Consider the following 15,430-nt stretch of genomic DNA (forward strand, 5'->3'; position numbering starts at 1 on the left):
ATAGCATAAATGGCAATTAAATAATTAGTTATAATTCATTTAATTGCGCTAAATAATGCTTAGTTCGTTCAGGATCGTTAGTAAAAATACCATCAACACCACAGGCAAGCATCAGTTTAATATCTTCGACTTCATCTACGGTGTAAGCAAATACTTGTAAACCGCGCATTTTGGCATCGTCAACAAACGGTTTGTTCATAAAGTTTTTGTCAATATGAATGCTATAGGCCTGTAAGTCTTGTGCAAACTTTGCATACTGCAATGGAATTGATGCAGTAAGTGCGCCAATTTTAAGCCACGGTAAACGGCTCTTTAGCCAGTGTAGTTGATGATGATTAAATGATGAAACTAAAATATTGTCTGCGGTTATTTTTTTGTTCGTAATGTTACTTTCAAGCACGGTTACAAACTTTTCAAGTTCAAAGGTATGTTTTAACTCTAAATTGAGTAAGGTTTGGTTATTATTCCAGTTTATTAATTGCTGCAAAGTAGGGATTTGTTCGCCATTTCCGGCATCAAACTGTTTAATTTGCTGGGCACTAAAGTCGCACACTTTGCCTTTGCCATTAGTGGTTCTATCGAGGTAGGTATCATGAATAATAACGTAATCATCAAGCGCGCTTTGTACATCAACCTCAATGCCATCTACATTCGCTTTTAACGCCGCTAAAATGGCGCTTTGCGTATTTTCGGGGAAGTGTGTGCTTGCGCCTCTATGTGCAAATATTTTCATGGCTGCTTTTTCCGTGAAATTGACCAAGTTTCAAAGCACGCAGCACTAACAATCAGTGCGCCACCAATCAGGGTCATCACTGAGGGGCGTTCGTGCAGAATAATTATAGCCAGTATTGTGCCATAAAGAGGTTGTAAGCAAGAAATCAATCCAGCGGTTGCTGCTGATAAATGTTTTAAACTCGCTGCAAATAACGAATGCGGCATCGCAGTAAACACCACACCGGCAATAAGCAGCAATATTAAATCAGTATCATTAATTTCTGTTATGGGCACTTCAATAAAAGCACATAGCATCAGGCTTGCGACTAAGGTTTGGTAAAACATGGTTTGCGGTCCACCATACTCGCTAAAGTAGCGTTTGTGAGTAATATTACGAAGAGCAAAAAATAATGCTGATACCACGCCCGTCAAAACACCTAAAGTGATGTCATCGCCTAAATTAACGTTAGGGATCAATAAATAAATGCCAAAAATCACCACCACAGCACTTATTATATCTTTTGTTTTGGGCTTACTTTTATTAAATAGGGGCTCTAAAAATACCGTGATCACGGGATAGGTAAAAAAGGCTAACATGCCCACGGTAATTCCCGCCAATTGCATGCCTGCAAAATAGGTTACCCAGTGAATACCTACGGCAACGCCTAATAAAATGGCAATCACATAATCTTTAGCGCGATGCAGCTTAATTGGTTTTTTTTGCAAAGACAGTAGCACACAAATTGCCAGCCCAGCGATAGCCGCACGATAAGCGGTAATATCTAATGCACTCAAACCAATTAGCTTTGCGAATAAGGCGGTGCCGCCAAATAAAAGTACGGCAATGTGTAAGTAAATTAAGCTTTGTTGTTGGGACTGCATTAAATTTCCTGGTCACTTTTTTTGGCTATATTAGCATTGCTTTTACACTCAGAAGATGAATTTTTCTATTTCATGACAAATGTCAGCCAAGTTAATGACACTTCACACTATTATCTATTTACCCACTGGCATAGTTACCTTACTTATATTGGAGGGTGTTATGAATTCTTTAATTTTAACAAGCTTAAGCATTAGCGATTTTTTAGCAGTTTCGCCGTAAACCCTCGCCCGATCCGAGGGCGGGGATATAAGAAACACTAAGTTTTACTATCACTTATGTCGATTGTTTTATGTTCGTATGCATTTTTATGTTATTTGTATTTATCGAAATTTTCCGAGAAAACCCATTGTTCGACGCGAAGCGGCGTCGATGGGTAGTTCACAATTATAAAAGTAATGAAAAGTGCTAAAAGCGCAGCTAAAAGTACTAAATGAGGGTCTAATGACAGCATTATTAGAAATTACCACGCAAGGAAGCACGGCTATCCTTACTATGAATACAGCAGAAAACCGCCATAATCCAACCTTTATAATCGAGTTTAATCAACACCTAGATACGATTGAGGCTAACGAGCATATTAAAGCAGTGGTGCTAACCTCAAGTAGCGATAAAAGTTGGTCGTTAGGCATTGATCTACAGTGGATGGCCAACCCTGACAACACACCACAAATAATTGCCGATTTCATGAACTCGATAGGTGCCTTGTTTAAACGTATCGTTACTTTTCCTATGCCTATTATTGCCGCGCTAAACGGCCACACTTATGGTAATGGTTCGGTGTTGGCATGTGCCTGTGATTTTCGGTTTATGAAATCAGACAAAGGCTTCTTTTGTTTCCCCGAAGTCGATGTATTAGTGCCGTTTGTACCGTCTATGTTTCCGATTATTAATAAAGCCATAAATCAGCAGTTTTTTAATCGTTTAGCCATGACCGGTGAGCGTGTTGATGCGCAAAAATTATTACAACATAACGTAGTAGAGGCCACCTTTGCTGATGAGCAAGCCTTGCAAACGGGTGTGTTAGAGTTTGCGCAAAGCTTTAATAAAAATCGCTGGATATACTCTCAAAATAAAAGCCAAATGAACAAACCAATACTCGATGTTATGGCTGCACAAGATGCGGCTTTTATTGAAAACATCAGCGCGCTATTGTGGAAGAAACTACAGCAAAAGTAAGCTGTTTTTATAAAAGTGAGTAAATTAACTACAGTTAATTTACTCACTTTCATGTACATTAATTAAGTAGGTGTTAAGTGTTATTTAGCTACATTGCTACAAAATGCAAAAGGTAATAACGCTTTATTAAAAGTTTAATGGCTTTTACCTGTCTCATTGCGAGTATATGAGTTAAAATACTTACATAACCAACTAACAAGATAGTGAATGTCAAACCAAGATCCAAATCTCAGTCGAGAACAAGAAAAGTACGAAAACCCAGTCCCTAGTCGTGAGTTTATACTTACTCACCTGCAAGAGCGTTCCAAACCTGCTAGCTACGCACAACTATGTGAAGAACTCGCGGTCAACGATGAAGAACGACAAATAGCATTTAAGCGCCGACTTCGCGCCATGGAGCGTGATGGGCAGCTGTATTTTAATAAATTTAAATGTTATGCCCTGATTGACGAAGCCGGTTTAACCAAAGGCAAAGTAGTCGGTCACAGAGACGGTTTTGGCTTTTTAGAAGTTGAAGGCGAGAGCAAAGATTGGTTTATTGCCAAGCATCAAATGAATATGGTGCTACACGGTGACATCGTTCTTGCCAAAGGCACTAAACGCGGCTCAGGCTCAAAATGCGACGCACGCATCATCAAAGTACTCACTAACGAGCGCGCACCTATTGTAGGGCGTTATTTTGTTGAGCATGGTATTGCCGTTGTGGTTGCTGAAGATCCGCGCATTACCCAAGACATTATTATTCTACCGGGTAACGAAAAAGGCGCGCGCCATAACCAAATGGTGCAAGTGCAAATAACCCAAAATCCAAGTCGCAATATGAATGCGGTAGGTAAAGTTATCGACGTACTGGGCGAGCATTTAGCGCCGGGTATGGAAATTGAAGTTGCGCTGCGTAATCACGATATTCCACACGTATGGCCTGAAGAGGTTGAACAACAAGTTGCCCACTTAGGTGAATTTGTTGAAGAAGCCGATAAACAAGGTCGAGTTGATTTACGCGGCTTACCGCTTGTGACCATAGATGGCGAAGACGCTCGTGATTTTGATGATGCCGTATACTGTGAGCCTAAAAAGTCGGGTGGCTGGCGCTTATGGGTAGCCATTGCCGATGTATCACATTATGTAGGTATGAACACGCCGCTTAACAAAGAAGCGATAGAGCGCGGTAACTCAGTGTATTTCCCTGAGCAAGTTATTCCAATGCTACCAAAAGTATTATCTAACGGTTTGTGTTCGCTAAACCCTGAGGTTGATCGCTTGTGTATGGTGGCAGAAATGACCGTATCGCAAGAGGGTAAGCTCTCAGGTTATAAGTTTTACGAAGCGGTGATGAACTCACATGCACGTTTAACTTACACCAAAGTAAATGCCATTTTACAAAACGATGAAAAGCTACGTAAAGAATACGCAGCTGTAGTGCCGCATTTAACTGATTTGCAGCAAATGTACATGGCATTAAAAGCGGCGCGCCAAGAGCGTGGTGCCATTGAGTTTGAAACACTCGAAACCCGTTTTGTATTTAATGCACAGCGTAAAATAGAATCAATTGTGCCAGTTATTCGTAACGATGCGCACAAGCTGATTGAAGAATGTATGATTTTAGCCAATGTTTCGGCGGCTAAGTTACTTGAAAAACACGAAGCAAGTGCCCTATTTAGGGTGCATGATGAACCTGATAGCGAAAAACTGGGTAACTTTACTCAGTTTTTAACTGAGCTGGGGATTGAAAGCACGCTAAGTGATGAACCAACGCCGAAAGAAATTACTCATGTATTGGCTCGTTTAGGGGATCGTCCTGAAGCTGAGCTTATTCAAACTATGCTGCTGCGCTCAATGAAACAAGCGGTTTATCAGCCAGATAACATAGGTCACTTTGGTTTAGCATTATCGGCTTACGCGCACTTTACCTCGCCAATTCGCCGTTACCCAGATTTAGTGGTGCATCGTGCAATTAAAGCAGTATTAAAAGCACAAGGGCAGCAAACCTCTGGTGAATACGCTTATAGCGATGATGAAGTCGATCAACTTGGTGAGCAGTGTTCTACCACTGAGCGCCGCGCAGACGATGCCACCCGTGAAGTAGCCGATTGGTTAAAATGTGAATACATGCAAGATCATGTAGGCATGGAGTTTAACGGGGTTATTTCATCGGTTACTAACTTTGGTTTATTTATTCGTTTAGATGACTTACAAATTGATGGATTAATTCATGTTACTAATTTAGGTGATGAATATTTCCAGCATGATGCAGCTAAACATTGCTTGGTGGGTGAACACACACATACGGTTTATCGTTTAGGCGACAAAGTGACTGTACAAGTTGCCTCGGTAAGCTTAGATGATCGTCGTATAAACTTAACGCTAAAAGGCGATGTTGCCCAAGATCGTTATGCGCGTCGTCGTGCACCTAAAAAAAATGCTCCAGCCAGTGTTCGCTCGCAACTTAAAGCCGGTAAAATCCCGGGTAAAAAGTCAGCAAGTGATAACAAAAAGCCAAAGACGAGTAAAAAGCCTGCTGCAAAAGGTAAATCAGCGAGCAAATCAAAAGTAAAAGCGGATGACACCACCGCTAAGAAAAAAACCAAAAAGAAAGCGGTCAAAAAGCCTAAAAGACCAGGTAAAAATGCCCGTAAACGTAGTAGCCCAGGAGCAAACAATTCGTGAGTAATGAATTAATTTTTGGCTTTCACTCTGTTGAAGCAATTTTGGCAAAAGAGCCAGAGCGTTTTATAGAAATATACGCCCTTAAAGGACGTGATGATAAGCGCTTATCGCCAGTGATTGAGCAAGCGCGTCAGTTTGGTATTTCAGTACAGTTTATGCAACGAAAAGCGCTTGATAACAAAGCGAAAGATGAACAACATCAAGGCATTATTGCTAACGTGAAAGCGGCACGTGTGTTTAACGAAAAAGATCTTGATAAGATCATTGAACGCGAAGACACCCCGTTTTTACTGGTACTTGATGGCATTACCGATCCGCATAATTTAGGTGCCTGCTTACGTAGCGCCGATGCTGCCGGTGTTCATGCCGTGATAGTTCCTAAAGACAAGTCAGCAAAGCTTAATGGCACGGCACGTAAAGTGGCCTGTGGCGCAGCAGAAACGGTACCGCTTATTCAGGTAACTAACCTTGCACGTACATTACGTGAAATAAAAGACGCAGGTGTATGGGTTGTAGGCACAGCCGGTGAAACCGACACACACGTATTTGATGCCAGCTTAACAGGCCCAATAGCGATTGTGATGGGAGCTGAAGGCGAGGGTATGCGCCGTTTAACCCGTGAGCACTGTGATGTACTCGTTAAAATTCCAATGGCGGGCACGGTTTCAAGTTTAAATGTATCGGTTGCAACCGGTATTTGTTTATTTGAAGTATTACGCCAGCGCGCAGAAACAAATTAAGCCTATTAATTACATAGGCATTATAGGTATTAAAAAGCCGAGATTGATTTAATCAACCTCGGCTTTTTTGTACTTTTAAGTTAGCACTTTATTAAAAACTGTAAGAGTAGCCCATTTGTACTGAACGTGGCTTACCAGGTTGAATACCGCCATTTGCACGGTTAGCAATGTAGGTTTTATCAAATAAGTTATCTACGCTTAGGTATACTTTTTGGTTTTCATCAATTAAGTACTTAGCAGCTAAATCCCATACAACACGGCTATCAATCGCATTTAAACCTGAGTCAGAAAGGTCAGCATGTGCATCCGATACGTAACGTATTTGGCTGTTAACAACAAAGTTATTCACTTCGGCACCAAATGATAAAGCAACTTGGTTTTCTGGAACGTAAGGCATTGCATCGCCTTTTTCTACAGAGCCCCAAATTTCTGAATCAAATGTGTTTTTAAACTCTGAATCAGTGTAGGTGTAAGTCAGTTTAACTGGGAACGCTACTGATGCAGTATTAAACGTACGACCAGCGCTAAATTCAAAGCCTGATACTTCTACTTCACCGTAGTTGTATTGGTCGCCAATGTTGTCGTCGCTACAACCTACTGATGCGGTACAGTTACCATGCATGTTGTCGTAATCAGAGTAGAATGCAATCACTTCACCGTTAAAACCGCCAGCATTAAAACGAGAGCCAAACTCAATGTTGACGCTTTCTTCTTCGTCTTGGTCGGCATTGCCTGGCGCTGCGGGTGCATAACCTTTTTGAATGCCTGCAAGTAACGTTACGTTGTCGTTAAGTGTGTAAGTAGCACCTAAAGACGGTACTAAAATTTTAGTATCGTTTGAAATGTCTTTCGTTAAGCCTTGGCTGCGAGTTGGATCTGATTTAGCCCACTCTTCACGGGTAATAGTAATGTCTTCATAACGCAGACCTGCACTCACTACTAATGCATCCATTGTCCATTCGTCTTGAATAAATAGGGTGCTTGCTTTTGCGCTGTCTAATCGATTGCTATTAGACCCAGGTGCGCCTTGCGAAGTAAGAGTCATGCTTAAATCTTGATTAAGCGTGTATTTGTCTTCCCACTGGAAACGATCCATTTCATCTTCGTGGTAACGTACGCCAACTGTAATGTAGTGATCGCCCGCTGGAATGTGTAATTCAGACTGCACACCTTTAGCTTGGTAGTCGCGGTTATTAGCTTTAACACCTATGTTTTCGATACCTTCAGCCGTTGGGTTTGCTTCAAATTCACTGTATTGCTCAAGGTAGCTTTCGCTTACTTTACTGGCTTTGTACCAGTTACGGTGGAAGTCATTTAAGTAAGCGGTTGCTAAAAATTCGTAACCTTCACCAAAGCGGTATGCATAGTTTACTTGGTATGCATTATGACGGGTGTTCATCTCATCATTTTGCGATGCCGCATAACGACGGTTAGGATTTTCTTGGTAATCGGCGTTAGTTAAGCCCATGTACGTTTCGTCTGATGTTTCTTCAGAGTACTTAGCTTTAAACTCAATGTTATGGGCATCGTTTTCACCAAAGGTATGGCCAAATTTTACCAGTACGTCATTTTTTTCAAAACCAGTGTTGTCATCGCCTACTGGTAATTCTTTAAAACCATCAGCGCCGTAAGAAAACACTTCAATTAAGCCAGCTGTGTTATTTTTTTCTTTAGCGAAGTAAGCGTGACCTTTATAGTAACCATCGCTACCAAGTGCCGCGTCAACCATACCCATAGAGCTATTTGCTTCAGTTGGTAAGCTGCGAGAAAGTAAATTTAATACACCACCGGTAGTGCGCGGGCCATATTTAACTGAGGCAGCACCTTTTAATACTTCAATAGACTCCATACGACCCATAGTCGGGAAGTAATAAGCCGATGGTGCAGAGTAAGGAGCCGGTGCAACAAGTACACCGTCTTCCATTACTGAAATTTTATCGTTACGGCCAGTACCTGTGCCACGCATACCAATGTTAGGACGCAGACCATAGCCATCTTCTTCTTGAACGTATACACCTGGTACAGATGCTAATACGCGAGAAATATCGGTAAATTCGAATTTTTGCAATTCTTCATCAGAGATAAATGTAGCCGATCCTGGAATATCGTTAATTGCTGCTTGTGAACCAATAACGGTAATTTGTTCAAAATTGCGTTCAACGCCGCCGGCATCTTTTGCCATTGCTGTAGCACTTAAAGACAGCGCTACGGCTGCAGTTAATGAAGAAACTAAAAATTTGTGTGACATTGGTTACCCTAAAAATAGTTCAACTACTGAAATTGGCGTAATTTAAACATGTTAACGAATGAGAATCAATATTATTAAGTTTTAGTTATATTTACATTTGCCGTAAAAACACGCTATTTTTATAACATTTTTAACTAGGGTCTGTTGATCTTTCAAGGTTAAATTTGCAGCAGTCTGTTTGGTATTTAGGCAAGGCAGAGCCTATGTGGTGTGGTTATTCCCCATAAATAGGCGATAACGCAGCATCAATGCCAAACAGGCGCTGCCCGAAGGGTTCTGCCTAGGGGCGATTTACTCTTTGTTGCTCGGTTTTTACTTAGCCCACTAGGTTACAAACCTCGCGCCGCGATTAAACCGCCCCTAGTTTGAACAAATCTTAATCCGCAAAGGTCAACAGACCCTGAATGTTTATTCTAATCTTATAAAATTAGGATAATGTATTGGCTGGTGGCGGTTAATTTAACCTGAACGCTGCTTGAGATAGATTTATTATCCAGAGTTCAGGTTATTTAAGCAGTGGGGTAACCTAAGCGCAGCTTAATAAACTCAGCGAGTTTAAACACGGCGTTTTCAGGTTCGCTGGCGGTTTTTACTAAACTAATACCTATGCTACCAAGCGCAGGTAAATGTTTAGTGTGTAAGTGATAGGCTAAATCGTTAGGTACGGTACTTTTTGCGAGCACTGTTATGCCTAAGCCTTCTTTTAATGCGGCAATTAAACCGGTTAAATCGGCATTACTGTAAACAATACGATATTTAATGCCTGCTTTTTCAAGTGCTTGGGTTGCTCTGCGTCGGTAAATACAGCCCTCAGGCGCTGTTACTAAGGTAACGGTTTCATTTTGCGCCAGTGAGAGGTCGCCAACCCACACTAATTGATCTTGAATAAAAATAGGGAACTTTTCTGAGTCAAGCTGCTCGTTTAGCGCCAATACTAAATCAAATTGATCTTGGCGCTCATCCGAAAGTAAGTGTTTACTCAAACGTGATTTCACTTCTAACGATACATCAGGGTAGAGCGCCACAAAGTCGCCAATAATAGAAGGTAAAATGCGTGCTGCAAATTCGCTAGGGATCCCCAGGCGCACTTTACCAGTCACACTTTCGGAAGTGAATAACTGTAAAATGGCATCGTTATGTTGCACCATTTGTTTTGCCATAGGCAGTAACAGTTCACCATATTGATTAAGTACTTGGCGTTGCCCCTGCTTTTTAAATAATTTATAACCGAGTAAGTCTTCTAAGCGTTTTACTTGTAAGCTCACCGCAGGTTGCGAAAGGCCAAGTAAATCGCCTGCTTTGGCAAATCCACCAACCTCAACCACCATAACAAAAGTTCGTAAACTGTCGGTTGAAATATTTTTCATATTTAAAATTACTATTTATATGGCTATATATATAAGTATTATTTATCAATTGATAAGTAATTACAATTTGTTGTTGTAAGCCTTGCGCAATATACTTTTGCTATTAAAGATAGATAGGTATTTGTTATGACTTTTAACCCGATAATGTTTGCCCGCCATAGCAACGCTAACAGCGCGGTTATTAATGCCTTACAAGCTAATAACAGCCACGTTGTTATTGATTTTAGCGGCAGTGAAGCATCGGTATTTTTAAGTGCGATTTTAGGTCATGACCTCACAAAACTAACCGCCAGTGGCTTTGGCTTTAAAGGCACACTGGATGGCGATTTAAATTCTGATTTTAGCTACGCCGTTTACTACTTTAGCGAAACCGCCTTTCGATTTGTACTTCCAGTTAATGCGAGCCTGCAATTACAAGCGCTCATTAACGAGCAACAGCTTAGATACGATATCGACTTTGTGGTACGCACCGACTTAGCAACCTTTACCTTAACCGGTAGTAACGCCTTTGATACCTTAGTTGATGCGTTTAAATTAACACCTGGCTTACGCCTTGCTGACGCGCAGCTTTGTTATGGCGCGCAAAGTGGAGACGTGTTTGTTACTGCAGTAGATCAAAACAACGAACAGCAGTTTATTGTTATTGCTAAAACTGCCACGCTTGATAAGTGGCAACAGTATATGCAGCAACAGGGCTTTAGTGTTACCAACACTCAAGCAGCCTAACGGGTAAAAAGTTAAAGATTACAATTTGGTAGGCTTAATAATGGCTACCATGTTATTCCCCCTCATTTAATTGAGGCCACGCCCACACACATGGGTTAATTTAAAAGTGAAGGAATATTATGACTTCTAAAACAGTATTACATGCAAAGCACCTTGAAGCCGGCGCAAAAATGGTTGATTTTCATGGCTGGGAAATGCCAATTAACTACGGTTCACAAATAGAAGAACACAACGCCGTACGTAACGATGCGGGCATGTTCGACGTATCACACATGACCATTGTTGATATACAAGGTGAGCAAGCACAAGCGTTTTTACGCAAGCTAGTAGCTAACGATGTTGCTAAGTTAACCGTACCAGGTAAAGCGCTTTACACTGGCATGCTTAACGCGCAGGGCGGCGTAATCGACGACTTAATTATTTACTACTTTAGCGAAACATTTTATCGCTTAGTGGTTAACTCAGCGACCCGTGAAAAAGATTTAGCACATTTAGCTAAGGTATCGAGCGATTTTGCTGTAACGGTTACTGAGCGCCCAGAATACGCCATGATTGCGGTTCAAGGCCCTAATGCACGTGCTAAAACAGCCCAGGTATTAAACGCAGACCAGCAAGCTGCAGTAGAAGGCATGAAGCCATTTTTTGGTGTTCAAGCCGGTGATTTATTTATTGCTACAACAGGTTATACTGGCGAAGACGGTTACGAAATTGTAGTACCAAACGAGCAAGCAGCCGATTTATGGCAGCAACTGCTTGATGCCGGTGTAGCGCCTGCGGGCTTAGGCGCGCGCGACACACTACGTTTAGAAGCAGGTATGAACCTTTACGGCCTAGATATGGACGAAAGCGTATCACCACTAGCAGCTAACATGGCATGGACTATTGCATGGGAGCCAGAAGATCGTGACTTTATTGGTCGTGATGTATTGGTAAAACAACGTGCAGAAAAAAGTACTCACAAGCAAGTAGGTCTTATTCTTGAAGAAAAAGGCGTACTACGCAGTGGCTCTAAAGTAATTGTTGATGGTGGCGAAGGTGTTATTACATCTGGCACATTCTCACCAACATTGGGCTATAGTGTTGCATTAGCACGTGTGCCACGTTCAACCGGCGACATAGCTCAAGTAGAAATGCGTAAAAAATTAGTTAACGTAAAAGTAGTTAAACCGGGCTTTGTACGTAACGGTAAATCAATAATCTAAATAATTTGGTTATACCAGTAAATAGGTCACCCTCATTTATTGGTATTCACCCAATCTAAACCAAAGGATGAAACAAAATGAGCAATATCCCTAGCGAGTTAAAATACGCACCTTCACACGAGTGGGTTCGTAATGAAGGTGACGGCACTTACACTGTTGGTATTTCTGAGCACGCCCAAGAGCTGCTTGGCGACATGGTATTTGTTGAATTACCAGAAGTAGGCGACGTAGTCGATGCAGGCGAAGACTGTGCAGTAGCAGAGTCAGTAAAAGCGGCGTCAGACATTTACGCACCAATTAGCGGTGAAGTTGTTGCTATTAACGAAGAGCTAGAAGATGCGCCTGAAACAGTAAACAACGACGCTTACGGCGACGGTTGGTTATTCCGCATTAAAGCATCTGACGAATCTGAAGTTGATAACTTGCTCGACGCAGAAGGCTACGCACACACTATTGACGAAGAGTAATCGTTAATTAGTTAAAAGCCCCTTTATTTAAAACATTGGGGCTTTTATGATTTTACAGCTTATTACCATACTCAGTAAGTTGCCAAATCACTACATATTTTAATCAATACTAGTTACCCATTAGTATTTAGGATCATAGGAATCTGGACACATGTCAAACGCCAAATCTCTTGAACAATTAGAGCAAAAGCAAGATTTTATTCGCCGCCATATTGGGCCAAGCCCAGCGCAAGTAAACGACATGCTTAGCGCTCTTGAAGTATCGAGCGTTGAAGAGCTGATCGGTCAAACTGTACCTGCTGGTATTCGTCTTGAGCAAGGTCTTAATATCGGCGAAAGCCGTACCGAAGTTGAAACACTAAGCTACTTAAAATCAATAGCAAGCAAAAATAAAGTTTTCAAATCGTATATTGGCCAAGGCTACCACCCAACTCACGTACCGCACGTAATTTTACGTAACGTACTTGAAAACCCGGGTTGGTACACAGCGTACACACCGTATCAGCCAGAGATTGCACAAGGGCGTTTAGAGTCACTATTAAATTTCCAGACTATGACCTTAGACATTACCGGCCTAGATTTAGCAAGTGCTTCACTGCTTGACGAATCAACTGCTGCAGCTGAGGCAATGGGTCTTGCAAAACGTGTATCAAAAGCTAAAAAAGCCAATGCGTTCTTTATTGCCGACGACGTACACACGCAAACCATTGACGTAGTGAGCACCCGTGCAGAGCAATTTGGTTTTGAAATTATTGTAGGTAAAGCCGCTGATGCCGTGAACCACGACATTTTTGGTGCGTTATTTCAATACCCGTCAACATCAGGCGAAATTGTTGATATAACAGACCTAATTGCTGGCGTACAAAGCAAAAAAGCGATTGCCTGTGTGGCAGCCGATATCATGAGCTTACTACTATTAAAAGCACCAGGTAAATTAGGCGCAGATGTCGTACTTGGTTCAGCACAGCGTTTTGGTGTGCCAATGGGTTACGGTGGTCCACATGCTGCATTTTTTGCAACACGTGATGCATACAAACGTTCATTACCAGGGCGTATTATTGGTGTATCAAAAGACCGTTTAGGTAACGATGCACTGCGTATGGCAATGCAAACCCGTGAGCAACACATTCGTCGCGACAAAGCAAACTCAAATATTTGTACTGCGCAAGTATTACTAGCGAACATGGCGGCATTTTACGCGGTATACCATGGCCCTCAAGGCCTAAAAACCATTGCACAACGCATTCACCGTTTTGCTGATATTTTAGCAACTGGCTTAAAAGCAAAAGGCGTCGCACTTAAGCACACTACCTGGTTTGATACATTAACTGTTGTTGATGAAAACAAAGCCGACGTGATTGCGCGTGCTGTAGCTAAAGGTGTTAACTTTGCTGCTAACCATGCGGGTGAGTACTCAATTTCAGTATCAGAAACCACAACACGTGCAGACATTGCCGAGTTATTTGATATTATTTTAGGCGAAGGCCACGGCCTAAGCGTAGATGCAATTGCTGCGGATGTTGAAGCAAATGGCAGTGACTCTATTCCTGCAAGCCTAGTGCGTGATGATGAAATCCTAACGCATCCAAACTTTAACAGCTACCACAGCGAAACAGACATGCTTCGTTATATTAAGCGTCTTGAAAACAAAGATTTAGCGCTTAATCACTCTATGATCTCGTTAGGTTCATGTACTATGAAACTCAACGCGACCGCTGAAATGATCCCAATTACCTGGCCTGAATTTGCAAACCTTCACCCATTCTGCCCGCTAGACCAAGCAGAAGGTTACCAAATAATGATTAACGAGCTACACGATTGGCTAGTTAACATTACCGGTTACGATGCGGTTTCATTGCAACCAAACTCAGGTGCACAAGGTGAATACGCAGGCCTAATCGCCATTCGTAAATACCACGAGTCACGAGGGGATGCGCACCGTAACGTATGTTTAATCCCAAGTTCTGCGCACGGTACTAATCCAGCGTCGGCACAAATGGCCAGCATGAAAATTGTAGTTGTTAACTGTGATAAACACGGCAACATCGACATGGAAGACTTAAAAACCAAAGCTGCTGAGGTGTCCGAAAACCTATCATGTGCCATGGTAACGTACCCATCTACACACGGTGTATACGAAGAAACGATTCGTGAGTTATGTGAAATTGTTCACCAGCACGGTGGCCAAGTTTACATGGATGGCGCAAACATGAACGCGCAAGTAGGTGTTACTAGCCCAGGCTTTATTGGCTCAGATGTATCGCACTTAAACTTACATAAAACCTTCTGTATTCCACACGGTGGCGGTGGCCCAGGTGTTGGTCCAATTGGTGTTAAATCGCACCTTGCGCCATTTATGCCAAACCACAGCGTAATTAACGTACCAGGTACTAATGCTGGTAACGGCGCAGTATCGGCAGCGCCTTATGGCTCTGCCTCTATTTTACCTATTTCATGGGCTTACATTGCCATGATGGGCTCTGAGGGCTTAAAACAAGCGACAGAAATGGCGATTGTAAATGCTAACTACCTAAGTAATGAGCTTAGCAAGCACTTCCCAATTTTATACCGTGGCCGTAACAACCGTGTTGCCCACGAATGTATTATTGACCTACGTCCATTAAAAGAAGCCTCAGGCATTACTGAAATGGACGTTGCTAAGCGCTTACAAGATTACGGTTTCCACTCACCAACGATGTCGTTCCCAGTAGCGGGCACATTAATGATTGAGCCAACTGAGTCTGAGTCTAAGGGCGAGATTGACCGCTTTATCGAAGCTATGGTATCGATTAAAGGTGAAATTGATAAAATCATTTCAGGTGAATGGTCTATCGAAAACAACCCATTGGTATTTGCACCGCACACTCAAGCTGATGTGTTAGGTAATGAATGGGACCGCGCGTATGACCGTTTTTACGCTGCCTTCCCAGTACCAGCAGTTGCTAAAGATAAGTTCTGGCCAACGGTTACGCGTATAGATGACGTATACGGCGACCGTAATTTAGTATGTGCATGTCCTCCGATTGAGACATACCGCGATTAACTTTTGAACTTTAATGGGTAGTAAGTTCCACTGTAGAGTGGGATTTATCAAAATTATAAAAGCCGTTGCAGCAATGCAACGGCTTTTTTGTGTGAGGTGATTAACGTTAATTGTATAAAGATGGGTTAAGTAAAGCGAAGCCTAACAAATCACAAATATGCTTATTTGCTCAAAAGCCAAGGGTATGTGTTATTTAT

General features: G+C 42.0%; 11 protein-coding genes. 7 read left to right on the forward strand and 4 right to left on the reverse strand.

Annotated features, from left to right (window positions below):
• Positions 1-28: 28 nt before the first annotated feature.
• The gene (locus LOC50_RS01880) at positions 29-733 is read right to left on the reverse strand and encodes a glycerophosphodiester phosphodiesterase (RefSeq protein WP_036981359.1); all 705 of its coding nucleotides are present in this window, start codon (positions 731-733) and stop codon (positions 29-31) included.
• The gene (locus LOC50_RS01885; RefSeq protein ID WP_250653513.1) at positions 730-1,596 is read right to left on the reverse strand and encodes a DMT family transporter; all 867 of its coding nucleotides are present in this window, start codon (positions 1,594-1,596) and stop codon (positions 730-732) included. Before LOC50_RS01885 ends, LOC50_RS01880 begins: the two co-directional genes overlap by 4 nt.
• Positions 1,597-2,038: 442 nt before the next feature.
• Here LOC50_RS01885 and LOC50_RS01890 point away from each other — a divergent pair, with 442 nt between their 5' ends.
• The 3 genes from LOC50_RS01890 (at position 2,039) to rlmB (ending at position 6,180) form a co-directional block, all read left to right on the forward strand.
• Positions 2,039-2,773, forward strand: coding sequence for an enoyl-CoA hydratase/isomerase family protein (locus tag LOC50_RS01890; RefSeq protein ID WP_250653514.1), 735 nt, complete (start codon positions 2,039-2,041; stop codon positions 2,771-2,773).
• A 207-nt stretch (positions 2,774-2,980) separates the two neighbouring features.
• Positions 2,981-5,440, forward strand: a complete 2,460-nt coding sequence (rnr, locus tag LOC50_RS01895; RefSeq protein WP_214552582.1) for a ribonuclease R — start codon at positions 2,981-2,983, stop codon at positions 5,438-5,440.
• Positions 5,437-6,180, forward strand: a complete 744-nt coding sequence (gene rlmB / locus LOC50_RS01900) for a 23S rRNA (guanosine(2251)-2'-O)-methyltransferase RlmB (RefSeq protein ID WP_069440116.1) — start codon at positions 5,437-5,439, stop codon at positions 6,178-6,180. Before rnr ends, rlmB begins: the two co-directional genes overlap by 4 nt.
• A 91-nt stretch (positions 6,181-6,271) precedes the next feature.
• Here the strand turns inward: rlmB and LOC50_RS01905 are convergent, their stop codons facing one another.
• Both LOC50_RS01905 and LOC50_RS01910 read right to left on the reverse strand, forming a co-directional pair.
• On the reverse strand, positions 6,272-8,428 hold the full coding sequence (locus LOC50_RS01905) for a TonB-dependent receptor family protein (protein ID WP_250653515.1): 2,157 nt from the start codon (positions 8,426-8,428) through the stop codon (positions 6,272-6,274).
• Between the two features lie 509 nt (positions 8,429-8,937).
• Positions 8,938-9,795 (reverse strand): LysR family transcriptional regulator, encoded by an 858-nt coding sequence (locus LOC50_RS01910; RefSeq protein WP_036981376.1) that lies wholly within the window; start codon positions 9,793-9,795, stop codon positions 8,938-8,940.
• A gap of 126 nt (positions 9,796-9,921) precedes the next feature.
• On the opposite strand from LOC50_RS01910, the gene LOC50_RS01915 reads away from it, so the two are divergent.
• From LOC50_RS01915 to gcvP, 4 genes are all read left to right on the forward strand, one after another.
• Positions 9,922-10,521: a hypothetical protein gene (locus LOC50_RS01915; protein WP_138626229.1), complete on the forward strand. Its 600-nt coding sequence runs from the start codon at positions 9,922-9,924 to the stop codon at positions 10,519-10,521.
• 119 nt (positions 10,522-10,640) lie between these two features.
• Positions 10,641-11,723 carry a glycine cleavage system aminomethyltransferase GcvT gene (gene gcvT, locus LOC50_RS01920; protein ID WP_069440119.1) on the forward strand — a complete coding sequence of 361 codons (1,083 nt, stop codon included), beginning with the start codon at positions 10,641-10,643 and terminating at the stop codon, positions 11,721-11,723.
• A 77-nt stretch (positions 11,724-11,800) separates the two neighbouring features.
• Complete coding sequence (gene gcvH, locus LOC50_RS01925) at positions 11,801-12,190, forward strand: glycine cleavage system protein GcvH (RefSeq protein WP_069440120.1); 390 nt, start codon at positions 11,801-11,803, stop codon at positions 12,188-12,190.
• A gap of 151 nt (positions 12,191-12,341) precedes the next feature.
• On the forward strand, positions 12,342-15,233 hold the full coding sequence (gcvP, locus tag LOC50_RS01930) for an aminomethyl-transferring glycine dehydrogenase (RefSeq protein WP_069440121.1): 2,892 nt from the start codon (positions 12,342-12,344) through the stop codon (positions 15,231-15,233).
• Positions 15,234-15,430 lie beyond the last annotated feature (197 nt).

It is taken from the genome of Pseudoalteromonas sp. SCSIO 43095 (genome assembly GCF_023650455.1).
Classification (GTDB): domain Bacteria; phylum Pseudomonadota; class Gammaproteobacteria; order Enterobacterales; family Alteromonadaceae; genus Pseudoalteromonas; species Pseudoalteromonas tetraodonis.

What these genes read in the sequence shown, in the direction of transcription:
- gcvP (WP_069440121.1), top strand. Translation starts at nt 12,342, where the DNA reads ATGTCAAACGCCAAATCTCTTGAACAATTAGAGCAAAAGCAAGATTTT.
- LOC50_RS01885 (WP_250653513.1), bottom strand. Translation starts at nt 1,596, where the DNA reads ATGCAGTCCCAACAACAAAGCTTAATTTACTTACACATTGCCGTACTT.
- rnr (WP_214552582.1), top strand. Translation starts at nt 2,981, where the DNA reads ATGTCAAACCAAGATCCAAATCTCAGTCGAGAACAAGAAAAGTACGAA.
- gcvT (WP_069440119.1), top strand. Translation starts at nt 10,641, where the DNA reads ATGACTTCTAAAACAGTATTACATGCAAAGCACCTTGAAGCCGGCGCA.
- LOC50_RS01910 (WP_036981376.1), bottom strand. Translation starts at nt 9,795, where the DNA reads ATGAAAAATATTTCAACCGACAGTTTACGAACTTTTGTTATGGTGGTT.
- LOC50_RS01890 (WP_250653514.1), top strand. Translation starts at nt 2,039, where the DNA reads ATGACAGCATTATTAGAAATTACCACGCAAGGAAGCACGGCTATCCTT.
- LOC50_RS01880 (WP_036981359.1), bottom strand. Translation starts at nt 733, where the DNA reads ATGAAAATATTTGCACATAGAGGCGCAAGCACACACTTCCCCGAAAAT.
- LOC50_RS01915 (WP_138626229.1), top strand. Translation starts at nt 9,922, where the DNA reads ATGACTTTTAACCCGATAATGTTTGCCCGCCATAGCAACGCTAACAGC.
- gcvH (WP_069440120.1), top strand. Translation starts at nt 11,801, where the DNA reads ATGAGCAATATCCCTAGCGAGTTAAAATACGCACCTTCACACGAGTGG.
- LOC50_RS01905 (WP_250653515.1), bottom strand. Translation starts at nt 8,428, where the DNA reads ATGTCACACAAATTTTTAGTTTCTTCATTAACTGCAGCCGTAGCGCTG.